The sequence below is a fragment of the Rhizobium mayense genome (assembly GCF_030272705.1).
Taxonomy (GTDB): Bacteria; Pseudomonadota; Alphaproteobacteria; order Rhizobiales; family Rhizobiaceae; genus Rhizobium; species Rhizobium mayense.
The window spans coordinates 252215-277373 of sequence record NZ_JARFYM010000010.1 but is presented as its reverse complement, the minus strand read 5'-3'; the positions used below and the strand labels follow the sequence as shown (position 1 = coordinate 277373).

Annotated in this window: 16 protein-coding genes; 11 read left to right on the top strand and 5 right to left on the bottom strand. The window is 59.8% G+C overall.

Going from position 1 to position 25159, the window contains the following annotated elements:
• The first annotated feature begins 275 nt into the window (after positions 1-275).
• The gene (gene hemA / locus PY649_RS15325) at positions 276-1505 is read left to right on the top strand and encodes a 5-aminolevulinate synthase (protein ID WP_285869351.1); all 1230 of its coding nucleotides are present in this window, start codon (positions 276-278) and stop codon (positions 1503-1505) included.
• A gap of 428 nt (positions 1506-1933) precedes the next feature.
• Here hemA and PY649_RS15320 read toward each other — a convergent pair whose 3' ends face one another.
• Positions 1934-2395 carry an NUDIX hydrolase gene (locus PY649_RS15320; protein ID WP_285869350.1) on the bottom strand — a complete coding sequence of 154 codons (462 nt, stop codon included), beginning with the start codon at positions 2393-2395 and terminating at the stop codon, positions 1934-1936.
• A 1005-nt stretch (positions 2396-3400) separates the two neighbouring features.
• On the opposite strand from PY649_RS15320, the gene PY649_RS15315 reads away from it, so the two are divergent.
• Genes PY649_RS15315 through PY649_RS15290 form a run of 6 tightly spaced genes read left to right on the top strand, consistent with a single transcriptional unit; the run spans position 3401 to position 10694 of the window.
• On the top strand, positions 3401-4399 hold the full coding sequence (locus PY649_RS15315; protein WP_285869349.1) for a glycosyltransferase family 2 protein: 999 nt from the start codon (positions 3401-3403) through the stop codon (positions 4397-4399).
• A complete protein-coding gene (locus PY649_RS15310) occupies positions 4399-6204 on the top strand; it encodes an ABC transporter ATP-binding protein (RefSeq protein ID WP_285869348.1) in 1806 nt (601 codons plus the stop codon). Before PY649_RS15315 ends, PY649_RS15310 begins: the two co-directional genes overlap by 1 nt.
• Positions 6201-7424, top strand: a complete 1224-nt coding sequence (locus PY649_RS15305) for a glycosyltransferase family 2 protein (RefSeq protein ID WP_285869347.1) — start codon at positions 6201-6203, stop codon at positions 7422-7424. The genes PY649_RS15310 and PY649_RS15305 overlap by 4 nt, the downstream gene beginning before the upstream one ends.
• Positions 7421-8731 (top strand): glycosyltransferase family 2 protein, encoded by a 1311-nt coding sequence (locus PY649_RS15300; RefSeq protein ID WP_285869346.1) that lies wholly within the window; start codon positions 7421-7423, stop codon positions 8729-8731. The genes PY649_RS15305 and PY649_RS15300 overlap by 4 nt, the downstream gene beginning before the upstream one ends.
• Positions 8728-9468, top strand: a complete 741-nt coding sequence (locus PY649_RS15295; protein WP_285869345.1) for a class I SAM-dependent methyltransferase — start codon at positions 8728-8730, stop codon at positions 9466-9468. Before PY649_RS15300 ends, PY649_RS15295 begins: the two co-directional genes overlap by 4 nt.
• A complete protein-coding gene (locus tag PY649_RS15290) occupies positions 9465-10694 on the top strand; it encodes a glycosyltransferase family 4 protein (RefSeq protein ID WP_285869344.1) in 1230 nt (409 codons plus the stop codon). The genes PY649_RS15295 and PY649_RS15290 overlap by 4 nt, the downstream gene beginning before the upstream one ends.
• A 3-nt stretch (positions 10695-10697) precedes the next feature.
• Here the strand turns inward: PY649_RS15290 and galE are convergent, their stop codons facing one another.
• The 4 genes from galE to PY649_RS15270 form a co-directional block, all read right to left on the bottom strand.
• Positions 10698-11672: a UDP-glucose 4-epimerase GalE gene (gene galE / locus PY649_RS15285; protein WP_285869343.1), complete on the bottom strand. Its 975-nt coding sequence runs from the start codon at positions 11670-11672 to the stop codon at positions 10698-10700.
• Positions 11669-12643: a UDP-glucuronic acid decarboxylase family protein gene (locus PY649_RS15280; protein ID WP_285869342.1), complete on the bottom strand. Its 975-nt coding sequence runs from the start codon at positions 12641-12643 to the stop codon at positions 11669-11671. Before PY649_RS15280 ends, galE begins: the two co-directional genes overlap by 4 nt.
• A gap of 441 nt (positions 12644-13084) precedes the next feature.
• Complete coding sequence (locus PY649_RS15275) at positions 13085-20701, bottom strand: beta strand repeat-containing protein (protein WP_285869341.1); 7617 nt, start codon at positions 20699-20701, stop codon at positions 13085-13087.
• A 400-nt stretch (positions 20702-21101) separates the two neighbouring features.
• Positions 21102-21314: a DUF2934 domain-containing protein gene (locus tag PY649_RS15270; RefSeq protein WP_285869340.1), complete on the bottom strand. Its 213-nt coding sequence runs from the start codon at positions 21312-21314 to the stop codon at positions 21102-21104.
• A 432-nt stretch (positions 21315-21746) separates the two neighbouring features.
• On the opposite strand from PY649_RS15270, the gene PY649_RS15265 reads away from it, so the two are divergent.
• From PY649_RS15265 to PY649_RS15250, 4 genes are all read left to right on the top strand, one after another.
• Positions 21747-22604, top strand: a complete 858-nt coding sequence (locus tag PY649_RS15265; protein WP_285869339.1) for a sugar phosphate isomerase/epimerase family protein — start codon at positions 21747-21749, stop codon at positions 22602-22604.
• Between the two features lie 221 nt (positions 22605-22825).
• Entirely contained in the window at positions 22826-23764 is a 939-nt protein-coding gene (locus PY649_RS15260) for an EAL domain-containing protein (RefSeq protein ID WP_285869437.1), read from the top strand.
• Positions 23765-23882: 118 nt separating this feature from the next.
• Positions 23883-24503, top strand: coding sequence for a helix-turn-helix domain-containing protein (locus tag PY649_RS35165; RefSeq protein ID WP_285869338.1), 621 nt, complete (start codon positions 23883-23885; stop codon positions 24501-24503).
• Between the two features lie 146 nt (positions 24504-24649).
• Entirely contained in the window at positions 24650-25099 is a 450-nt protein-coding gene (locus PY649_RS15250; protein ID WP_432761363.1) for a Ros/MucR family transcriptional regulator, read from the top strand.
• Positions 25100-25159 lie beyond the last annotated feature (60 nt).

The following is a 25159-nucleotide window of genomic DNA, read 5'->3' as shown; positions in this document are numbered from 1 at the left end:
CCATCGAACGGAAGCGGCATTTTGCCGGGATTTGGCGCAATTTTGACTGCTTTACTCCCATCGGCTGCGCATGTCCGCTACCAATAATCGCATCCAAGCAGTCCGCGTTGGAAGCATTTGGCGCCCGGCGCTCCGTCCCCCGCCGTGGGTCGCCCGCGGCCGGTCCCTTCCCTCCGGGACCGGCCGTCCCAGGGAGAGATCGGGCGCCGCCAGCTGGCGTCTTGGGCCTCTAACAATTCCGTCCTCGAGAACAACAACGAAAGGAGATCCGTCCCATGATATATGATCATTTCTTTTCTGAGGCCCTTGGTCGGCTACATTCCGAACGGCGCTATCGCGAGTTTGCAGATCTCGAACGTGTTGCCGGGCGCTTTCCGCAGGCAATCTGGCACGCTCCGGACGGTCCGCGACCGGTGGTCATCTGGTGTTCGAATGACTATCTCGGCATGGGGCAGCATCCAAAGGTGATCGATGCGATGGTTGAGACTGCGATCCGTATGGGTGCCGGGGCAGGCGGCACCCGAAACATTTCCGGCACCAACCATCCGATCGTCGAACTTGAGAACGAGCTGGCCTCCCTTCATGGCAAGGACGCGGCGCTGGTCTTCACCTCCGGCTATGTCTCCAACGAAACGGGCATCGCGACGATCGCAAGACTGCTTCCAGACTGCCTCATCCTGTCGGACGCATTGAACCACAATTCGATGATCGAGGGCGTCCGGCGCTCAGGCGTCGAAAAAAAGATCTGGCGTCACAATGACGTGCGACACCTTGAAGATTTGCTGGCGGCGGAGCCGTTTGAGCGACCAAAGCTGATTGTGTTCGAAGCGCTTTATTCGATGGACGGTGACCTCGCTCCGGTGAACCGCATCTGCGATCTCGCAGAACGCTACGGCGCAATGACCTATATAGACGAGGTCCATTCGACCGGCATGTACGGGCCGGGCGGTGCCGGTATCGCTGCGCGTGAAGGCACCTCGCACCGTATCGATGTGATCGAGGGGACGTTGGCGAAGGCATTCGGCTGCCTTGGCGGCTATATCTCGGCGGATGCCAAGATCATCGATGCGGTGCGCTCCTATGCGCCAGGATTCATTTTCACCACAGCGCTGCCGCCAGCAGTCTGCGCCGCCGCGACAGCGGCGATCCGGCACCTGAAGACGTCGCAATGGGAGCGCGACAGACATCAGGAACGCGCGGCACGCCTGAAGTCGTTGCTTCACGCGGCAGGCTTGCCGCTGATGTTGAACGACACACATATCGTGCCGCTATTGGTGGCAGATCCGGAAAAATGCAAGATTGCAAGCGATCTCCTGCTCAGCGATCACGGGATCTATGTACAGCCGATCAACTTTCCAACCGTACCGCGCGGCACCGAGCGGCTGCGGATCACCCCTACACCCTACCACGACAATGCATTGATCGACGCGCTTGTAGACGCGCTCGTCGATGTCTGGACGCGCCTGGAATTGCCGTTACAACGGCATGTGCTTGCGGCCGAGTGATCGCACGTGGCTTCCCCGTTTGTGGCGCTCATTCGGTCGCTTCGAGATCACGCTCGCTGGATCGAAGCGCCGGGGCTAACGTACGAAGCCCGCCTCGAGTTGATCTATCGCAGGTCTCGCCAGCCAGCGCACGCCTGACCGCGTTCGGCGCGTGGCCGTAGTCACGGCAAAGGTTGGCGGTGGGCATCGAGAGAGGCTTTCGAGGAGGCTGGCGTCATGGGCGTCGTTGGTTCAAGTCCCCTCAAGGCGGTTAGATGGTTTTGGGCACTCTTGTTCGAAAATGAGGACATTATGCAGCGCAATTCACTCAGCGGCAGCGCGCCGCGCAGATGGTCAGCGCAATGCTGACCACCTGAATTGCTTGAGCCACCAGTTTTGCAAATATTGGAACTTATCCCGGCGGGAGAGCGTCTTTAGGTTCTCGCCGCCTAACGACCACGGTACTCGTCCATCAGCATAGCTAGAATTCGACGGACTTGCGGGTGGGTGATCAGGTCGATCGCCTCCGCAAGAGGGAAATAGCCCCGCTCTCGCATCTGCTGTTCGGGATAATGATTGGCGAGCAGGTCGTTCAGCAGCACGTGAACGGCAACCTCATAGCGAGTGCAGCTGCCTTCCTTTTCGTAGGCGAAGTGACCGATAGGCCTTGAACACACGATACCCGTCACGCCCGCCTCTTCGAAGGCTTCGCGTTGAGCTGCCCAGGAGCTGACTTCGCCGGGCTCAATTCCGCCTTTCGGCAGCCCCCACCGTCCCGTGCGCCGGCTGCGTACGAGGACGACGTGCGGAGCGTCAGGCGCTGAGGCGGTCAGGCAGATGGCGGCCGCCTGCGCCACAATCGGGCGCTCAACGTCGGGCTCTGGTTCTAATTGGCGATGTTCAAGCAACATGGCGCTCGTACAACTCAGATTTCTTCCAAGGCGGTTGCTGATCCCGAGCGTTATGTCACAAAACTGTCATGTCTGGAATGCGAGAGTTGGGAGGATTTCGAATTTTGTCGTTGGCGACCGAACTCTGGCTCGACGAGCCGCGCGATGGTCCAGCCCGTGGGGTTCACTCCAAAACCGGCTCAGTTCTGCGTAGAAACCAACAAATGATGGGGCAAGGCTGCTTCAGGCGCAATGCAGGAATCATTTCCTCTCAGCCAGTTAATGCGGAGAATTTACAAGTCTCCATGCAGTCAGGCCCCCGCAACCAAGCCTTCTCCTAGATACTTATCGCTGGCGCGAAGACTTCATCTTCGCTGGCGATGGTAGCTCCTCGTCCTGCCGACCATTACCGAAAGGCGAGACGTCAGAGCTCCACAGAGGTTCCAGGCAAACAGCCCGCCCCGGCGGGCTTTTACGTTTTTGGCGCTCGGCCGAGCAGCTTACACCTTGTCTGCCGACTAGGACCTAAGGCAGAGGACCGCGTTCGATACCTGGGTTCAGGACGCAGGAAATACAGAATTCCAAAGCTCGTTTTGCGAAAAGTCCAGCAAAGATTGGCATCAAAAGGGGGTGCAGCATTGCCGTCTTAGAACGCAGTCTGCCATCCCGACGCGCATGAAGTATAGAAATCGTTCCAATCGTTCGGGAGGCTCTACCAAAGATGGTGGCCACACGGCTAAGCATCTTCATTTTTCCTCAGACTAAAGTCCGGTTCATGGCAGGACTTATGTCCTAAAGCGAAAATCTTTGGTCCTAACGCCATAGATTAAGCCTCCCGCCGCTCCAGACTCTCCCGGCGATGAAAGCGGAGGGTATCCGACCGCTGTTGCAAGGTATTTGGAGAGGGTCGATGAACAAGAACGGCGTCCTGAAAAACGGCATCGTCGCCCTGACGCCTGCTGCGGTTTTCCTCGGTGGCGGCGTCACCGGATTGGCCCACGTCGTCATTAATGGGTGGCATTGACCGTGGGGAGTGATCGAAGTGCCACCATTGGCGTCGTGGTGCCGATGTTCAACGCCGAACGCACGATCGGTGCGACCTTGGCCAGTATCTGCCAGCAGACCCATCAGGCGCTGGACATCATCGTTGTCGATGACGGTTCGTCGGATAATTCGGCATCGATCGTGACCGATTATGCAAAGCAAGATCGACGGATAAGGATCATTCGGCAGTCCAACGGCGGCGTCGCCCTAGCACGCAACAACGGCGCGGCTGCGACCGATGCAGCGTTTCTGGCGTTTGTCGATGCTGACGATCTATGGGCGCCGTCGAAGATCGCGCTTCAGTGGGAAGCCCTTGAGAAGGGCGGCGCGTCGGCGGGATTGGCCTATTGCTGGTTCGCCCTTATCGATGAGGATAGTCGTGTCTTCTCGCTGCACAATCGGCCGACCGCCGAAGGAAATGTGCTCCAGCGCATGTGCAGGAACAATTTCGTCGGGAATGGCAGCTCGATGCTCATGCGTCGTTCCGCATTCGAAAAAGCCGGGCAGTTCGACCCCTCTTTGAGGGAGCGCAAGGCCCAAGGCTGCGAAGACCTTCTGATCTGTCTCAGAATTGCGGAGAATTACGAATTTCGCGTTGTACCGGAACACCTTGTCGGCTACCGTATGACAAACACCAACATGTCGAGCGATGTCATGCAGATGCTTCGTTCGTGTGAAATCGTTCTTGGCGAATTTCGCCAAAAATATCCCCACTATGGTAGCGACCTCGACGCTCATCTGGTCGAGATGATCCGCTGGCTCGCCGTGAGAGGTTTTGTCGGGGGGCGGTTCTTCGACGGCTGCGATCTGTTGAGTAAATTTTTGGCATTGGACACACGCCTGGCGATTTCGAGCTTGCCGAACATGCTGGATGTGTATTGCCGAGCCAGGCTGGTTCCTGACTGGATCAAGGCTCGCGTGAAGCGGTTGCGAAACAAGAACGCCAATTTCCGGCCGCTCTATATGGAGATGGCCGGGTGATGTTGGTCGTGCCTCTTTTCACGCGATTGCGACAGCTTTTCCACCTGGCGGGAGCACCTACGTGGGCTGGACCGACCATCGTCGGACTCGGGCTGGCTGCGGCGGTCCTCGAGGGTGCCGGGCTCTTCCTCTTCATTCCCCTCATTCAGAGCCTCGGCGCTTTGGCGCCGCAACCGGGCAGATGGCAGCCGATTTTCGGCCGACTTTTGGCATCCATCCCGGAACACTATTTGACGGCGTTCCTGGTGGGAGTTCTGTGCCTCAGCATCCTCCTCAAGAACGCGGTTCATCTCATCAATACCTGGGTGACGCGGTATATAGACGGCCTGGTCGCGCATCGATTGCGAGCGAGGGTCTTCGACCAGACGATAAGTTCGTGCATCGACTACAGGGTCGAAAACAAGCGTTCCGACATCATCACGACGATCGCCAACAACACCTGGAAGGTCAGCCAGGGGCTGAGTCTGGCCTACCGATTGATGATCTGCTTCTGCACATTCGTGGTCTTCGTCCTGCTGATGCTCCTGATTTCCGTCAGGCTAACGTTTTTCTCGATGATGTTTCTGCTTTTTGGCGCCCTGGCCATTCGCCTGGCCACGCGCCGCGCCGACGAGACCGGCAAGGCCGTCGTCGAAGAAAACAAGCAGTTCGGCCTCAGGATGTGGGAGAGCATCAATGCACTACAATTGATCCGGGCTTTCGCCCAGGAAGACTATGAACGCAATCGCTTCCTGCAGACGTCGGATACCGTGCGGCGTCGTCTCCTGAAACTCGACATGCTGTGGGCGACCCCAGGGCCGGTTTCGGAGATCTCGATCACTGTCCTGATCGGCGCGCTCGTTCTGCTCGCGCAGTCGGCAGATATAGGCATTGCTGCATTGGCCGCCTTTTTGTCGCTGCTCTACCGCCTTCAGGGGCCAACCCGGGAACTGATGCAGTCGAAGATCGCTCTGGATGGGCTCGCCGGCAGTATCGACGACGTCGACGATTATCTGCGCAGGACGGAGAAGCCTTTCCTGGCTCAAGGGATTCTGCCGGCGGCTCCGCTCAGGAAGGCGGTTGAGTTCCGGAACGTCTCCTTCCGCTATGATTCCGGCGAGCGGCTGGCCCTGCAGGACGTCTCCTTCAGCATTCCCGCCGGCAAGACCACGGCGATCGTGGGGGAGTCGGGTGCAGGCAAATCAACGATCATGGCGCTGCTTTTTCGTTTTATGGATCCGACGTCCGGCGAGGTCCTCGCAGACGGCGCCCCCCTTTCCGAATTCGATCTCCGCAGCTGGCGAAGGCGCTTGTCGCTCATGTCGCAGGAAGTCCATCTCTTCAACGACACGATCGCGGCCAACATCGCCTATGGCGACCTCGAGGCCGGCCATGCGGAGATACGTCGAGCCGCAGAGATCGCCAAGGCCGACGATTTCATCCGACTGCTTCCGGATGGCTACGAGACACGAATCGGCGACCAGGGGATGCGTCTTTCGGGCGGGCAAAGGCAGCGCATCGCGCTCGCCCGCACCATACTTCGCAATCCCGATATTCTGCTGCTGGACGAGGCAACAAATGCGCTCGACGTCGAGACCGAACAGGCGTTTCAGCTCGCGCTCGATGAGTATTCGCATAACCGCACCGTTGTCGTGATCGCTCACCGGCTTTCGACCGTCGAAGCTGCCGACCAGATTGTCGTGATGGCGAAGGGGCGGGTCATCGAGGCCGGCTCGCCGGACGAACTTTTCAAGCGGCAAGGTCACTTTTCCAGGCTCCATGGGTTTCAGCATGGCCGCGCCGCCAGAGTGGAAATTAGTCGATGAACTACAAGCTTGCTGACATCGAGCTGTCGGAACCCCTGGCGCCGATCGAGCTCTCAGCCGGGCAGAACGGGATCGGCCTCGTTGCCCGGTGGCAAGGCCGATTGATCGCATTCGAAATGGTTGAGCTTTCAGCCGGATCGGTGATGACGGTCGAAAGGCTGGAAGCCCTTGCCTGCGAGCGCTTTGCCGGGCGCATCCTCGTTGCCAAGCTGGAGGAGGAGTTAAGGAGACGCCAGCCGACGGACGGGGCGGCGTTGCCGAGCCTCAGCATTGCGATCTGCACCAAGGATCGCGCGCAGCGTCTCTCCCGACTGCTCAGCTCACTCGATCGGGTTCGCGCCGATTCTGCCTTCCAGTCTGTCGAAATCCTCGTGGTCGACAATGCGTCGGTGGATAACGCCACGCGCGACGCCGTCGAGGGTTTCAGGGATATTCGCTACGTCTTCGAATCGAAGGCCGGGCTGGATTTTGCCCGCAACGCCGCCCTCCATGCGGCCAGGGGCGATATCATCGCTTATCTGGACGACGACGTGGTGGTGGACCGCAATTGGCTTGCGGGTCTTGCCAAGGCCTGTCTTGAAAACCCCGACGTCGGCGGTTTCACAGGCCTGGTGCTGCCCTATCGCCTCGACACCGAGGCGCAGATTCTTTTCGAACGACGAGGAGGGTTTGGCCGCGGCTTTGTGCGACGGGAGTTTCACAAAGCTCGTTTTGACAATCCACTCCATCCCGTGGGATCCGGTGAGCTTGGCGCTGGCTGCAATATGGCCTTCGACCGCGCGCTGCTGATCAAGCTTGGCGGCTTCGATGAAGCGCTTGATACCGGAGCGCCGCTGCCTGGAGGCGGCGATCTCGACATTTTTTACCGCGTGCTGCGTTCGGGCCGCCCAATGATCTATGAGCCGGAATACGCAGTCTATCACGAGCATCGCGAAACCATTCCGCAGCTCAGGCGACAATACTGGACGTGGGGCCTGGGTATGATGGCCTTTCTCGTCAAAAGCTACCGCACCGACGATGAAATGCGCGCACGCCATCGCGCCATGGTCCGGTGGTGGTTCTTTGACCAGTTGAAGGCGCTTGCTCGTGCCGCAAGGCGGTTTCGCGGCCACGAGCTGCGTTTCGGCATTGCGGAGCTATGGGGTGGAATCTATGGCCTTGCCGGCGAATATGACCGCTCGCGCACTCGCATCCAGGCGATCCGGGAGCGCAACCGATGATGAAAGAGCGCTTTGAGGTGCGGCATATCGATCTCGCCGCTGCCAATACTGGCGCCGAGAGCGGGCCTGCATTATCCATCTTCTGGTGGAAGGACCTGCCGCTTGGAACACGTGCATCCCTGCAAGACGAGCTGCCTTACGGAATCCCCCAGTTGCGCCAACTCACTGCCGAATATGCAGCCGCACAACTGGAAGCGCGCAGCATCAGTCTTGGTGCACCGCTGCGAGCCACTTACGAAGGATGGCCCAAACGCGCGCTGTCGCTTGAGGCCGCGCTGAAAGCGGAAGATCTGATCGAAAGCCTCAACGAGTTCGCAATCACGTCTTCCGCTTCTGCGCATGATATCTCCGTGGTGATCTGCACCCGCGATCGCGGTCCAGCGCTGGCCGACTGCCTTCGCAGCGTGGCGGCACAGCGCAGCGCTCCAGGGGAAGTCATCGTCGTCGACAATTCCAGCGATGGGAACGCCAAGGATGTCTGCGGGCAATTCCCTGACGTTCAATATGTCCATGAGCCGCGGGCTGGCTTGAGCCGCGCCAGAAACGCCGGAATCCGAGCAAGCCGGCTAAATATCGTCGCCTTCACCGACGATGATGTCGAAGTCCATCCCGGCTGGACCGCCGAAATCGCGCGTGCCTTTGCGGACCGGGATGTCGAGGCGCTCACGGGCCTTGTGCTGCCGGCGCGCCTCGACACGGCAGCGCAACGCTGCTTCCAGTTCACCATGGGCGGTTTCGGGACCACCTTCGTGCCGCTCACATTCGACAGGCGGTTCTTCGAAGAGACACGGCCGAGCGGCGCGCATGTGTGGAAGATCGGCGCCGGAGCCAACATGGCCTTTCAACGATCCGTATTCGAGCGGGTCGGCATGTTCGACGAGCGCCTCGGCGCCGGGGCTGCCGGATGCTCAGAAGATTCCGAACTCTGGTACCGGCTTCTGGCGACCGGCGGAGCGTGCCTTTACGAACCGCGAGCCGTCGTCTTCCACCACCATCGAAGTGACTGGCCGGGGCTGAAGCGGCAGATACGAGCCTACATGAAGGGCCACGTGGCGGCGCTGGTGGCGCAGTACGACAATTTCGGCCATCGCGGAAACATCGTGCGCATCGGCAAGCAGCTGCCGGTCTACTTCCTGAAGACCTTCGTCAAGGCGCTTTTCGAGGGTCCGCCGGGCAGGCTCGCAATTTTGGCCGCGGAAATTCAGGGATGGTTGGCCGGGTTGCAGTTTCTTCTGCGCCTCGGTTGGAGAAAGCGGCGGATAGCGATGCGCGCAGCCGCCGCCGACGTTAAGGGAATAGCGAAATGATCAAGAAGGCACCGCTTGGCCGGTTCCTGTCCGGGAATCCTTATCCGAATGGCCTGACCGATGGCCTGTTTTATCGAGAGAAGATGCGTGCCATCCACCGCGTTGCGCCGAAGGAAACCGGCGGCTCCGGACAGGTGTTGGAAATTGGCGGCGGTCGCAGCGGTCTCGCGAGCATCCTTTATCCGGAGGCGGAGATCGTCACGCTCGACATCGACCCGGAACTGGCCGAGCATCAGCCCTCGTGGACGAACTCGACCTTCATTTGCGGCAATGCCTGCTCGCTGCCTTTTGCCGACGACAGTTTTGATATCGTCACCCTGTTCGACGTGCTGGAGCATATCGAGGACGATCGCCTGGCCGCGCAGGAGGCGTTGCGAGTGGTACGGCCGGGCGGACAGGTCCTCATTTCCACCCCTGAAGCCAAATGGCACTATCCCTATTTCAGCGTCATGAAACGCTGCTGCCCGCATGAGAGCGAGTTGATGCAGGAATGGGGGCACGTCAGGCGGGGCTACAAGGATCCGGAACTTGCAGCTCTTTTCGACAGGTCGCCGGAACGGCGTGCCACATTCATCAACCCAGTCACGGCGTTTTTCCATGACGTCTCGTTTTCCCGCCTCGGACGCCGCCGCCGCAAGGTTCTGTATGCGCTGGCTGCTCCTTTAACGATGGTCGGTTATCTGATGCACCGGCCCTCCACGCGCGGTACCGAGACGGCATTCGCCTGGCGCAAATGACTAGCCACCAGACGCCGCGGGTGATCGCCCTCTTTCCGTGGGGCGATGTGATCGAGGAGTTTCTCGAGCCGATTGGGCTCGAGCTTCAGGATTTCGTCGAGCGGATGACGGGAGGCTGGCTGTTCGGCTATGCCGCCGCGCTGAGTTCCGTGGGCCACAAGCCGGTCATCGTCTGCGCATCCGAACGGGTCACCGGAATTGAGCGCCACAAGCATTCGGGCACAGGCACGCCGATCTGGATCGCGCCGGCAAGGCGGTCCCGGCAAGGCCATTCTTCCGCCGCCTACAGCCTTCGGCGGTGGGCCGCGACGCCGCTCGCGGCCTTCCGCGAGATCATCACCCGCTCCAGATGCGATGTGCTGCTTGCCCAGGAATATGAATATATTCGCTTCGATGCGCTTGCATGGCTGGCGCGCAGCATGAACATTCCCCTCTATGCCACTTTCCAGGGCGGAGATCGCACGCTGTCCTGGATCGAGGCTGTCGCGCGGCAGCTGTCCCTGCGCGCCTGTCGCGGCCTCATTGTCGCTTCCTCCGCCGAGCGCGACCGTCTCTCCAAGGCCTATCCGCGCATTGCGCTCGACATCGCGAACATCCCGAACCCGCTGGACACTGGGGAATGGCGGGCCATGGACCGCATGGAGGCGCGAGCAAGCCTTGGCCTGCCGCAGGATTGCTTCATCGTCCTCAATCATGGTCGCATCGATATCCGCCGCAAGGGGCTCGATGTTCTCTTGAAGGCTTGGGGGAGCTTCGCCGGAGATTCGGCGAGCCAATTGGTGATCATCGGCTCGGGTCAGGACAGTGACGCCTTCGCAAAGCTCGTGCAAGAAAGCGGGTTTTCGAATTTGCGATGGCTTTCGAGCTACACGACCGACCGGCCCCTGATCCGGCGCTGGCTTTCGGCCGCGGATGCTTACGTCACGACCTCCCGCATCGAGGGCATGCCGGTCGCGCCATTGGAAGCGATGGCCTGCGGTCTTCCCGTCATCGCCACGGACGCGCAGGGTTTGCCGGACATTCTGGCCGATGGAGAAGCCTCGGGCGGCCTGATGGTGGGGCAGGAGCGGCCGGAGGAAATTGCGCAGGCCTTGGGGAAATTGAAGGACGACAGAGCCCTTCGCGCTCAGCTCGGCGCGGCTGCCAGAAAAAGGGTGACGGAAAAGTTCTCGATCGAAGCGGTCGGCACTGCTCTCGATGATTTTCTGACAACGGCACGCAGGTAAAGGTTACATCCGGCTGCGATACCAGGCCAGCGCCGTGTCTATGATCGTGTCGATGTCGGAATGCCTGGGCACCCATCCAAGCTCCCGCTCGGCCTTACTGGCCGCAGCGACGAGAGCCGGCGGGTCACCGGCTCTACGGGGCCCATAGGCAACGGGAAGGCTCTGTCCGGAAACGCGGCAGACGGCGTCGACCAATTCCTTCACCGTCGTTCCATTGCCGGTACCGAGGTTATAGACATGCACTCCCTGGTCCCGCAGCAGCTTTTCACCCCCAAGAACATGGGCACGCGCCAGATCGCTAACGTGAATGTAGTCGCGGACCGCTGTACCGTCCCGCGTGTCGAAATCGGTGCCGTTGACGGTAAAGACCCGGCCCGGTTTGATCGCCGCCTCGATGGCGAGCGGAACGACATGCGTCTCGGGTTCGTGCCATTCGCCGATCTCGCCGTCGGGGTCGCAGCCGGCTGCATTGAAATATCGCAGCATCACCGCATTGAGGCCACGAGCACGCGAGAAATCCTCCACTATCCGCTCGATCATGAACTTCGACCATCCGTAGGGATTGATCGGCCACTGCGGATGCTCCTCGTCGATCGGGGTGCGCACCGGGATGCCGTAGGACGCGCAGGTACTTGAAAAGATCAGCCTATTGATCCCGGCTCTCAGCATTTCCTCGATGAGCACCAACGTCCCGAATGTGTTGTTCCGGTAATAGAGCTCGGGATATTCCACGGATTCGCCGACATAGGCGTATGCGGCGAAATGCGCCACCACATCCGGTTGGTACTGGCGCAGCGCTGTCGCGACCACCTCGGCGTCGGCAATATCACCTTCGACTAGCGGGCCCCATTTGACGGCGTCGCGCCAGCCGCGGGAGAGATTGTCATAGGTGACGACAGACCAGCCGGCCTCGGCGAACGCCTTGCAGCAATGCGATCCGATATAGCCGGCTCCGCCTGTGACAAGGACGGTCGTCATTCTGCAGCGACCCGCCGCGAGCGATCCGACGAAAGCAAGTCGTCGAAATAGGCGATCGTTCTCGCAAGCCCGCCCCGCAACTGGACTTTCGGCTTCCAGCCAAGCTCACTCTTGGCGACCCCGATGTCCGGCTGTCGCTGCCTGGGATCGTCAGTAGGCAAGGGCAGATATTCGATCTTCGATCGGCTGCCGGTCAATTCTATGACGAGCTTGGCAAGCTCCAGCATCGTGAACTCGACCGGATTGCCTAGATTGATAGGGCCCGTGACCTCGTCGTCTGTCCCCATCAGCCGAACCAGGCCGTCGATGAGGTCGTCGACATAGCAGAACGAGCGTGTCTGCTCGCCGTTGCCATAAACAGTGATCGGCTTGTTCTCAAGCGCCTGCACGATGAAGTTGGAGATGACGCGACCGTCGTCGGGGCGCATCCTCGGACCATAGGTGTTGAAGATGCGCGCCACCTTGATCCGGAGCCGGTGCTGGCGCCAATAGTCGAAGAACAGGGTTTCGGCGCAGCGCTTGCCCTCGTCGTAACAGGAGCGCGGTCCTATCGGATTCACCCGGCCCCAATAACCCTCCTGTTGGGGATGGACCTCGGGATCGCCATAGACTTCGGAGGTGGAGGCTTGGAGGATCTTTGCCCCGACCCGCTTGGCGAGCCCCAGCATGTTGATCGCGCCGTGAACGCTGGTCTTGGTCGTCTGTACCGGATCGTACTGGTAGTGAACCGGGCTTGCCGGACAGGCGAGATTGTAGATCTCGTCGACCTCTACATAGAGAGGAAACGTAATATCGTGGCGGACGATTTCGAAAGACCGGTCGTCAAGCAAATGCGCGACGTTACTTCTGCGTCCCGTGAAAAAATTATCGACGCAAATAACCTCGTGTTTTTCCTGCAAAAGTCGTTCGCAAAGGAATGATCCGAGAAAACCTGCACCACCTGTAACAAGAATTCGCTTCGTTTGCTGCATGGCCGGTTACCTCGGAGCCAATTCGGTGACGCTGTCGGCCAAAACCGTAGCAAGCTCCAGGGCGACGATGCCGTTATTGAGGACGTCGTTCATGTTCATCGACTTCTCCACGTGCCTTGCAACAGCGGTCGGATACCCCGCCGCTTCCATCGCGGAGAAAGACGTGGCGTAGCGGAAGGCATAATCTATGGCGTTAGGACCAAAGATTGTCGTTTTGGGACATAGGTCCGATCAAGCACGGACTTTAGTCTGAGGAGGAAGGTGGATTCTTAATCATGCGGCCTTCGCTTTTGCGGCGTCCTCTCAAAGTGATGTCGACGGATTTCCGCAGGTCGCATGCATAGAAGGTGCTGACCAAGCTCCGCGTCTGGCATGGTCCCCGGGGATAGGAGGTCTCCGCGAGACCTCCTATCGGAATTGCGATCCGATCACCAAAGGATGTCAGACTGAAAGGTAGGACAAAATGTCGGCAGCGACATCAGTCGACCCCGAAGCGCTCGATCCGCTCCCACTGTCTTGCGTGGAAGTGCCCGAGGTGTCGGTTGAGCTCGAGGAAGCGCTATCTGCCACGGAGCTGCCTGCCTGCTCGGCCTTTGTCAATGCGTCAACCTGTGCCGACGTCATGGCGGCAAGCTGGCCTGGAGTGAAGGCTTCGGCCTGGGACGCGCTCAAGCCGGCGAGGGTACTCGTGCTCAATCCCGAGATCGCGCTCGAATTCAGGCTGATGATCTGCTCGGCGGAGAATGCGCCGAGGTCGTCTGCGCTGAGCGCGGCAGCCTGCATCACGCTGAGGGCGCCGACCTGCGATGTTGACAGCGCTCCGATTTGCGAAGCGCTCATTGCCGCCACCTGGCCGTAGCTCAGCGAAGCCACTTGGCTTGTCGTCAAAGCGGCGATGTCGTCGGAGGACAGGGATGCGACAACGGTGGTGGATAGTCCCCTAATCGCCGTCGGGCTGATTGCGGCGAGTTCCTCGGTCGAGAATGTATCTAGATCCTCGGTCGTCAACCCGGCAAGCCCGGCAGAACTCAATGCCGCGATCTGACTGGTGGAGAGCGCTTCGATCTGCTCCTGGCTAAGAGCCCTGACCTGATCGCTGCTCAATCCGGCGACGCCAGCCGTACCCAAGGCTGCAATCTCATCGGGTGAAAGCGCCGCGATGAAGTCCGTGGACAATCCCTTAATCGCGCCTGAGCCAATCACCGCGAGTTCATCCGGCGAGAGTGTTTCCAGCATATCCGGGGTCAGGCCCTTGAGCGCATCCGAACTCAATGAGGCTATCTGGCTGGCGGAGAGTGCTTCGACCTGCTCAATGCTCAAAGCGTGGGCTTGCGCACTGCCGAGGCCCGCAATGGCCTTCGGATCCAGGGAGGCTATCTGCTCCCGCGAAAGCGAGGCAATGTCGTCGGTGCTCAGCGCCGCGACCTCTCTCGAGGTAAGGGCGCCGATCTGGGCATCGGTCAGGGCATCGACTTGATCGGTGCTGAGGGCAGCGATCTGAGCGGTCGTCAGTCCCGGGATTGCCGCAGTGCCCAAGGCTGAGATCTGGTCGGCCGACAGCGAAGCGATCGTCGCCGTCGACAAGCCCTGGATCGCATTCGAGCTGATTGCGGCTATCTCGCTGGGGGTGAAGGTGTCCAGATCGTCCGTGCCCAGCGCTGCAAGCTGTTTCGAACTGAGGGTGCCAACCTGGGCACTGGTCAAGGCTTCGACCTGATCGATGCTCAGCGCCGCGATCTGATCGGTGGTCAGGCCCGCTATGCCTGCCGTGCCAAGTGCCGCCACCTGCGCCGGCGAAAGCGAGGCGATCTCGCCCGTGCTCATGGCGGCAATTTGTTTCGATGTGAGGGCGCCGATCTGGGCATTGGTCAGGGCATCCACCTGATCGGTGCTGAGGGCAGCGATTTGATCGGTGGTCAGCCCCGATATGCCCGCTGTGCCGAGGGCTGCGATCTGGGCGGCCGACAGCGAAGCGATTGTCGCCGTCGACAGGCCCTGGATCGCATTCGAGCTGATCGCGGCTATCTCGCTGGGGGTAAAGCTATCCAGATCGTCGGTGCCTAGAGCGGCGATTTGCTTTGAGCTGAAGGCGCCGACCTGGGCACTGGTCAGGGCCTCGACCTGATCGATGTTGAGAGCAGCGATCTGATCGGTGCTCAGACCGGATATGCCTGCGGTGCCGAGCGCCGCTACCTGCTCTGGCGACAGCGATGCGATGTCAATCGTGCTGAGGGCTGTGATCTGTTTCGAGCTCAGCGCACTAATTTGAGCGTTGGTCAGGGCATCCAACTGAGAGGTGCTGAGGGCAGCGATCTGATCGGTCGTCAGGCCCGATATGGCCGCCGTGCCCAGGGCAGCGATCTGGGCCGCGGTCAGCGAGCCGATTGTCGTCGTCGACAGACCCTGGATTGCGCTCGAACTGATTGCGGCCATCTCGGCGGGGGTGAAGGTATCCAGATCGTCCACACTGAGGGCTGCAATCTGTTTCGAGCTGAGCGCGCCGACTTGAGCACTGGTTAATGCCTCGACCTGATCGATGTTGAGTGCTGCGATCTGATCGGTGGTCATGCCCGATATGCCCGCCGTGCCGAGAGAGGCTATCTGGTCCGGCGAAAGCGAGGCCATGTCGGCGGTGCTCAGAGCCGCAATCTGCTTCGAGCTGAGGGCGCCGACCTGGGCATTGGTCAAGGCATCGACTTGGTCACTGCTCAGGACGGCGATCTGATCGGTCGTCAGGCCTGATATTGCCGCGGTGCCGAGGGCTGCGATCTGGGCAGGCGTCAGCGAGCTGATCGTTGTTGTCGACAAGCCCTGCACCGCACTGGAGCTGATCGCGGCCATTTCTGCAGGGGTGAAGGTATCCAGATCGTCCGCACTGAGAGCTGCAATCTGTTTCGAGTTGAGGGCGCCGACCTGGGCGCTGGTCAGGGCCTCGACTTGGTCGATGTCGAGGGCTGCGATCTGATCGGTGGTCAGGCCCGATATGCCCGCCGTACCCAGAGAAGCTATCTGGCTTGCCGAAAGCGAGGCGATGTCGACCGTGCTCATGGCGGCAATCTGTTTCGACGTCAGTGCGCCGACCTGGGCATTGGTCAGGGCATCCATCTGATCGGCGCTGAGGGCTGCAATCTGCTTGGTGCCTAGTCCAGCAATGCCTGCCGTGCTCAGCGCGGCGATCTGAGCTGTCGTCAGGGAGGCTACCGTGTCCGTCGACAAGCCCTGGATCGCACTTGAGCTGATCGCAGCAATGTCCTTGGTCGTGAAGGTTGCTAAGTCGTCCGGCTCCAGCACTGATAGCTGTGTGGAGCTGAGAGTGCCGACCTGCGCACTGGTCAAGGCCTCGACCTGATCGGTGCTGAGGGCTGCGATCTGCTTCGTGCTCAGCGCACTAATGTCTGCCGTACTCAGAGCGGCGATCTGAGCCGCTGACAGGGAGGCGACCGTGTCCGTCGACAAGCCGGAGATGGCATTCGAACTGATCGCCGCAATGTCCTTGGTCGAGAATGTTGCGATGTCGTCCGTGCTGAGCGCGCCAATCTGTTTCGAGCTGAGCGCGCCGACTTGGCTATTGGTCAAGGCCTCCACCTGAGCGGTGCTCAAGGCGGCGATCTGCGCGGTGCTCAGCGCACTGATGGCTTGCGTACTCAGCGCGGCGATCTGGGCTGTCGTCAGGGAGGCTATGGTGTCTGTCGACAATCCCGGGATCGCACTCGAACTGATCGCGGCAATATCCTTGGTCGTGAAGGTTGCTATGTCGTCCGGGCCCAGCACCTTGATCTGTGTGGATTCGAGATTGCCGACCTGAGCACTGGTCAAGGCTTCAGCCTGACTGGTGCTGAGGGTTGCCAGCTGCGCGGAGCTCAATCCCGCGATGCCAGAGGTGCTCAGAGAGGCAATTTGGCTTGTTGAAAGAGCCGCTATGTCGTCTGTGCTCAGGGCGGCAACTTGCGTCGAGCTCAGCGCTGCCATCTGCTTGCTCGATAGAGAAGAAATCTGACCGGTGCTCAGAGCGGCGATCTGGCGGGTCGAAAGTCCCGCGACGCCGGAGGTGCTCAATGCTGCAATCTGGGCTGCAGATAGCGACGCTACGTCACCCGTGCTTAGGGCAGCAACCTGCCTCGAGCTGAGTGCGCCGATCTGGGCGGTGGTCAAGGCATCGACCTGACCAGTGCTCAGGTCGGCGATCTGATCGGCCGTCAGGCCCGTAACGCCCGATGCGCTCAGCATGGCAATTTGATCGGTAGACAAGGCTGTAACATCGTCGCCCAAGGCAGCGACTTGCGCCGAACTCAATGCCTTGACCTGCGCGGCGGACAGGAGGCCGACCTGATTGCCGTTCAAGGCTTCGATCTGATCGGTCGTCAGGCTTGCAACGGCAGCGGTGCTCAGGGCGGCGATCTGATCTTTGTCGAGGGCTGCGACAATATCCGTGTTCAAACCCGGCATGGCTTTGTTCGAGATCGCCGCGATATCGGCGGTCGAAAACGTCGCTATGTCCTCCGCGCTCAATGCCGCGAGTTGTGCCGAATTCAGCACCTTGACCTGCGTCGACGACAGAGCCTCGACCTGATCAGGGCTCAAGGCTTCCAATTGATCGGCCGTCAAGCCGGCGACAGCGCTGGTGCTCAGAGCAGCAATCTGCCCCGTGGTCAGCGCCGCGATCGCCTTGTCGCTCAGGCCCGGCATGGCTCCGTTCGAGATGGCTGCGATATCGGCGGTCGAAAATGTCGCTATGTCCTCCGGGCTTAGGGCCGCAAGTTGCGCCGAATTCAGCACCTTGACCTGTGTCGGCGACAGAGCTTCGACCTGATCGGCACTCAGGGCGTCGATTTGATCGGGCGTCAACCCGGCAATCGCGCTGGTGCTCAGGGCAGCAATTTGGGCGGTCGACAGGGCTTTGATCTGATCGGCGTTCAGGGCCTGGAGTTGCGTTGCCTTAAGCGCATTGAGTTGAACCGTCGTCAACGCGGCAGTCTGATCGGTGGAAAGTGCCGCGACAGAGTCCGTGCTCAAGCCTGGCATGGCTTTGCTGCTGATCGCCGCAATATCCGCAGTCGAGAAGGTCGCTATATCCTCTGGGCTCAGGGCCGCAAGTTGCGTCGAACTCAGCGATGTCACCTGTGCTGAGGACAGGGCTTCGACCTGATCCACGCTCAAGGCGACGAGCTGCATCGTTTTGAGGGCTGCGATCTGAACCGTCGTCAGTGCGGCAATCTGATTGGTGGAAAGCGCCGCCATCGCGTCGGTACTCAAGCCGGGCACGGCTTTGCTGCTAATCGCCGCGACATCCGCGGCCGAGAAGGTCGCTATGTCTTCCGGGCTCAGGGCAGCGAGTTGTGCAGAACTCAGCGACGCCACCTGCGCTGGGGACAAAACTTCGACCTGATCTGTGCTCAAGGCCGCGATCTGCGTCGTTTTGAGTGCGGCGATCTGGACCGTCGTCAATGCCGCGATCTGATCGGCGGAGAGCCCTGCAATGATGTCCGTGCTCAGCCCCGGCACGGCTGCGCCCGTGATCGCCGTCATATCGGCGATGGAGAAGGTGGCTATATCCTCCGCGCTCAGGGCCGCAAGTTGCGCCGAACTCAGCGACTTCACCTGTGCCGAGGACAGGGCTTCGACCTGAGCGGTGCTCAAGGCCGCGATCTGATCGGTCGTCAGGCTCGCAATCACGCTGGTGCTCAGGGCAGCGATCTGACCTGTGGTCAGCGCCGCGATCGCATCTGTCCCCAAGCCCGGCATGGCTCTGTTGGTGATCGCTGCGATATCGTCGGTCGAAAAGGTCGCTATGTCCTCCGCACTCAGGGCCGCCAGTTGCGTCGAACTCAATGACCTAACTTGCGCCGACGACAGAGCCTTGACTTGATCGGTGCTCAGGGCCTGGAGTTGGGATGCTTTAAGGGCAGCGATCTGAACCGTCGTCAGTGCGGCAATCTGATTGGTGGAAAGCGCCGCCATCGCGTCCGTGCTCAGGCCCGGCATGGCTTTGCTGGTGATCGCCGCGATATCCGCTGCCGAGAACGTCGCGATGTCTTCCGGGCTGAGCGCCGCGAGTTGCGTCGAGCTCAGCAACTTTACCTGTGCCGACGATAGCGCTCTGACCTGATCGGTGCTCAAGACCGCGATCTGATCGGTCGTCAGACCTGGAATCGCGCCAGTGCCCAGAGCAGCAATCTGTGCGGTCGACAGGGCCTCGATCTGATCGGTGCTCAAGACCTGGAGCTGCGATGCCTTGAGGGCACCGAGCTGGGCCGTCGTCAATGCTGCGACCTGGTCGGGGGAGAGCCCGGCGATGATTTCCGTGCTCAGGCCCGGCATGGCTTTGCCTGTAATTGCTGCCATATCGGCGGCGGAGAAGGTCGCCAGGTCCGCCGTGCTCAGGGCCGCGAGTTGTGCGGAGTTCAGCGCCATGACCTGTGCCGGCGACAGGGCTTCGGCCTGATCGGTGTTCAAGGCCGCGATCTGCGTCGTCTTGAGCGCAACGATCTGAATCGTCGTCAGTGCTGCGATCTGGTCGACGGAGAGCCCTGCGATAGCGTCCGCGCTCAAGCCTGGGATGGCTTTGCCCGCGATCACCGCAATATCGGCGGTGGAGAAGGTCGCGATGTCTTCCGGGCTCATGGCCGCGAGCTGCGTCGAACTCAGCGCCATGACCTGTGCTGGCGACAGCGCCTCCACCTGGCCCGTGCTCAAGGCGGCGATTTGCGTCGTTTTGAGAACGCTGATCTGAACCGTCGTCAATGCGGTGATCTGATCGACGGAAAGCCCCGCGATGATGTCCGCGCTCAGGCCTGGGATGGCCCTGTTCGCGATTGCCGCGATATCGGCGGTGGAGAATGTTGCTATGTCCTCCGCGCTCAAGGCGGCGACCTGCGCCGAACTCAATACCTTGACCTGCGTCGGCGACAGGGCCTCGGCCTGATCAGGGCTCAGGGCCGCGATCTGATCGGTGGTCAGGCTTGCAACCGCGCTGGTGCTCAGGGCCGCGATCTGATCGGTGGAAAGCGTTGCGATAATATCCGTGCTCAACCCCGGCGTGGCCCTGTTCGCAATTGCCGCGATATCGGCGGTCGAGAAGGTCGCGATGTCCTCCGCGCTCAAGGCCCCGAGTTGCGTCGAACTCAACACCTTGACCTGTGTCGGCGACAGGGCTTCGACCTGCTCAGGGCTCAAGGCCGCGATCTGGTCGGTCGTCAGGCTTGCAATCGTGCTGGTGCTGAGGGCAGCGATCTGGTCCGTGGAAAGCGATGCGACAATATCCGTGCTCAAGCCGGGCATGGCTTTGTTTGTAATTGCGGCGATATCAGCGGTGGAGAAGGTTGCGATGTCTTCCGCACTCATAGCCGCAAGTTGCGTCGAACTCAGCGATCTCACCTGGGCCGGCGACAAGGCCTCGACTTGATCGGGGCTCAGGGCCGCGATCTGATCGGTGGTCAGGCCTGCAATCGCTCCGGTGCTCAGGGCGGCAATCTGAGCGGTCGACAGGCTCCCGATCTGATCGGTGCTCAAGGCCTGGAGTTGCGTTGATTTGAGAGCGCTGAGCTGGGCCGTCGTCATTGCGGCGATCTGATCGGTGGAAAGCGCCGCAATCGCCGCCGTGCTCAGGCCCGACACAGATTTGCTAGAGATCGCCGCGATATCGGCAGTCGAGAACGTCGCTATGTCCTCGGCGCTCAGGGCTGCAAGTTGTGTCACTTTGAGAGCGCTGACCTGAGATGAGGTCAGCGCTTCCGCCTGATCTGTCGTCAGAGCATGAAGCTGTGTCGTGGTGAGCGCGGAAACCTGGCCTGAACTCAGGCCTTCGATGGCGTACTTATCGAGAATGCTCAACTGATCCAGCGTCAAACCAACAATGGCGCCTTGTGAAATGGCGCTCAATTGCCCGGTGTTGAGGACTTTGACATCTTCCGTATCCAAAGCTGCGATCTGAGCCGAAGAAAGCGCTTTGATCTGAGCTGTGGTAAGCGAAGCCACGTCGTCGGTTGACCAGGCCGCGACCGTCGCCGTCGAAAGATATCTGATCTGATTGGCATTCAGCGAAGAAACAATCGAGGTCATGTCCGCAAATCCTAAACGTTAAGTCCAACGTCCCAACAGCCAGCAGATGGCTTGACTGGCCAAGCTCTGACGGAGCATCGACCATTCAAGTCCACCCTCTTGCAAACGCTGAGTACGCAAACGGGCTTGCCTGAACCTGTAGTTGATACGTCTGCGCCGATCCGGTTGGGTCGAGTGGTCCTTGACTGCTCTGCGCAAGGACGGAAATCACCGCCGCGCAGTGCGGTGACTTCAGAATGCGCAAGTCCTTGTTTGACCAGACTCGCGGGCGCCGGAACGGTTCGTCAATATCGCGACCCCGAGCGCATCTGATCGTCCGGTGATCGACGATCATCGCGTTTGGATGGTAGCGCTGAAGGCGCCGACCGAACGAGGTCGCGCCGTTTGATTTGGAGAGTGCCTAAGCTTTGGCTTTTTTGCCGGGGGCGGTCTTTTTCTTGTATTTGACCAGGACTTCCTTGCCGTCCACAGACGCCTGAGTTCGCTCGAGATATTCCCGCTCGGCGGCAGCCTGGTTCCAATGGTCCTGATCGCGGCCGTGGGGGCGGCCTGCTTCTTCCCAAAGAGAATATGCGCGTTTTTTAATCCACTCATGTCCTTGCTCGGTCGGCATTATAGTCTCCCTCTCATCAATGGATGACTTTTCGGAAATCTTACTATGGATGAACATCGCGCTGGGGTGGATGCCAGCGCTTTTGCAGCAAGTCTCGCGCCCTCAGTCCCCGACTGAAAACCATCATTCGCAGGGATTGTTCCCGGCCACCAATAAGAATCACAGACGGCGTCTATCGGCGCATCTGAAAGGGTGGCAGAGCTTCCTTGCGGGTAGCATGACAACCGTGATGGGTCCTGCGATCTCCCCTGACGCATCGCCGGCGGTCTCGGCTCCGCTCTGGCGAAAAAGAATGTTGCTCGCCAAGCTCTTGACGCTCAACCGATACCCCATAATTATCTATTTAGTTACTAATGGGCGCCTGATTTGAGTCTTCGAGGGACATCGCGTCGGCGAACGCCATCTATTCATATTCAGAAAGCGGAGGAGGCGATGGTGACTGTGGGAGCTCTCAAATCGACACAAATAACTCTGGCATTTTCGACATTGGGATGCGCGGAGCTGGAGCTGGACGAGGTCCTGGCGCTGGCAGCGCATCACGGCATTGATGCGATCGAAATTCGCGCGCTTGGCGGCATGATCGATCTGCCGGCCTATTTCACCGAACGGTACAGTACACCGGCAGGTCTTGTCCGAGCCCTTGAGCATTCCCCCGTGACCGTATGCGCACTCAATACGTCGATGCGCCTTGTCGGCGCCACGCGGCAAGCAAAAGAGGAGTTTCTGCGCTATCTCCCCTGGGCGGAGGCGGCAGGGGTAAGATCGCTGCGCATCTTCGACGGCGGCAGCACCGGCGATGCCGGCGAACTTTCCGAGGCGCTGTCGACGCTGGAATGGTGGCGCGAGACGGCTCGCCGCGAAGGTTTTCTATCTGATATCATGGTGGAGACGCACGACTTTCTGGTGCATCCGGACGCGCTGGACCGTTTTCTAGAAGCGGCGCCGGACTGTTCTCTCCTCTGGGACACCCATCATACATGGCGCAAGGGCGGGCAAGATCCCGCGGAGACCTGGAAGCAAGTACGCCGCAACGCTCGGCACCTTCATGTGAAGGACAGTGTCTCGAAGCCGAGCGCGAAGCTGCCATATTCGTACACACTCCCCGCCGCCGGCGAATTTCCGATGCCGGCGCTGATCGCGGCACTGGCTGCCGATCGCTATGCCGGCGTCATGAGCCTCGAATGGGAGCGGCTGTGGCATGCGGAGCTGCCGCCGCTCGATCTCGCGCTGCAGGAGGCAGGGCGGACGGGCTGGTGGCCGCAGTCCGGTGCGAAAGTTTATCCCGAATGATGAGGCCGTTAGAGTTTCGGAAGAACCTGCGCGCCTGACACATCCCTCAATATAGCGACCATGTGGTTTGCGAAGGAAGATCGCCGTGCCCTGCTTCGATGTTAATTGAATTAGTAACTAGAAAAACGCGCTTCAATTGAATGTTAAGAGATACTAGTTTACATATTAGGAATATATTGATTCTGGGTGATTTGTCGCTTTGAGGCGACACATTCTGCTTGGTGAAGGGAAACTCTAGTTACTTTGAGTTAGGGGCCGGGAGATGGAAAAGGCGGGTTTTGGGCACCAGAAGCCACATTTCCAGCCCGCTTGCGTCGTTTTCAGACGTCGGATCTTTTTCGGTTTTCCTGTTCGCTGCCGATGGAGGCTTGATGGCCGATAGAGCAAATCGAACTGGAAGAGGGCATAATGCTCTGATTTCAAAGGCAATCGCCAAAGGCGGCCTGAGCTTTGTTGCGCAACGGATCCACAATGTCGAAAACGCCACAGAAGTTCTCTATGCCGAGGGTCTGGCACGTCTCACGGATGCCGAGGGTGTCGTTCACACTGCGGGTAGTTTCGTGCCGCAGTTGGGGCGGCTGAACGGCCGGTTCGATCTCGATTATCGTGTCTTGGACATGGTTCTGTCTGCTTTGGCGGCGGATGCGACACTTATACTTGGCTGTAATCTCTCCGTGGCCAATTTATCCGCGTCGGATCGATTCGCCGATATTTTTGGTCGGCTCACCCGCCAGCCCGAGCTTGCCGCGCGGCTCATTGTTGAAATTACCGAGACCTATCCGCTTATCGGCTCCGCGGTCGATCGGTTGAAGATGATTCGCGGACTCGGTTGCCGCGTCGCCATCGATGATTTCGGCACCGACTTTGCGACTCCCGCGCAGTTGCTGCAGGTCTCGGCGGATATCGTAAAGATCGACGCGGCTTTCGTCCGCGATATCAGGCCGGGCCGCGATGGCCGCGACAGCCTGTATCACATGGTCGGTTTTGCATCCTGCATTGCGCCTCAGGTTGTCGTCGAGGGAATCGAGACCGAGACGCAACTGGATGCGGCGCGCTCGAGCGGCGCAACGCATGGGCAGGGCTTCTTCTTGTCCAAGCCGGCGGTACTTCCGCAGTTTACACAGAAAAAGGGCGAATTCGGCCTGCGGGAGGTTGGATGATTAGTCCGCTTTATGTCCCGCGACATTGTTCGGCAAAACGAATTTACGGCTCGAAACTGATCGGCACGGCGCGCAACTCGTTTGCTCTTGTTCCCGTCTCGATCGCGGAGGTGGCGGCATGATCAAACACCCTTCGTTCGTCCGGAATTACAATCTCTCCGCCGTCTCGACCACGCCGGACCTGCAGGCGCAAGCACGGCTCAGAATGCTGTTCGAGGAGTTACAGGCCCTGTTCTCCGGCGCCTCGGGCGTCAACAAGGGATTGCCGATCGCTCTCGTGAAAGCCGACGAGCCGCGTATCGTCATTTACAACATGTCGGGAGATATCTCCGGACGGGTGACGATCGACCCCGAAAATGGCCTCTATGTCTTTTGCGAACTCGATCGTGCTGCCGGCATTGTGCTGGCGACGGCGAGCGAAGAGCGGCTGATCGATGAAATCGTCGCGCACGTCTCCGCAGGCAACGACAAGCTCACTCCGCACACGGTGGACACAGCGGTCGGTGTTCTCGTCGGCCAGACCATGGAGGATGTCGAACGCAAGCTCATCCTTCAGACCCTCCGTCATTGCGACGGTAATCCAACCTATGCCGCCTTCATGCTCGGCATTCCCCTCATCACCCTATGCGCCAAACTGGCCACCTACTTTGCAGAATCTGCAAAGGATTTTGCAGGGTCTGCAAAGGACCTTGCGGATGCGACTGATCGCGTCGAGCCTATGAAGGAAGACCGACAATGAGCAGGCGTCTTCATAAAAGGATGCCGAGAAAGCCGCACTCAAAACCTGTGGAGTTTGAACCAATGCAAGATTCACGAATGGGTTTGCACATGCCGCAATCACGCGAGGCGGCACATGCCGACCCAAATGAGATTCGGGAAACGATCATGGACGCTTTCAGCAAGAGAAGAGACCAGTCCACGCCTCAAGCGCATATTCTATTCGATGGCTGTGTGAGGATTGTTTCAGCTTATGTCAGCCACAACCCCATTCTTGTCGGTAGTCTACCGAAGCTGATATCGGATGTGCACGAGGCGCTGCAGGCCTTGGATGGCGCCGCGCTCTCGGTGGACCGAGCCAAGCCGGTTCCGGCCGTGGATCAGAAAAAATCGGTGACGAACGACTACATTATTTGCCTTGAGGACGGCAAACGCTTCAAGACGCTTAAGCGCCACCTGCGCGTTCACTACGGCCTGACGCCCGAGGAATATCGGGAGAAATGGGGCCTTGCTCCCAACTATCCGATGGTTGCGCAGAATTATGCGAACCGCCGTTCGGAGCTTGCCAAGCTCTCCGGCCTCGGCGCCAACGGCAATAAGAAGGAAAGCCTTCGCTAGAGCCTTTCAGGAGGAAACACGAACAGGAAAGCGGAGCCCCGAGGGCGCCACCATCCTTTA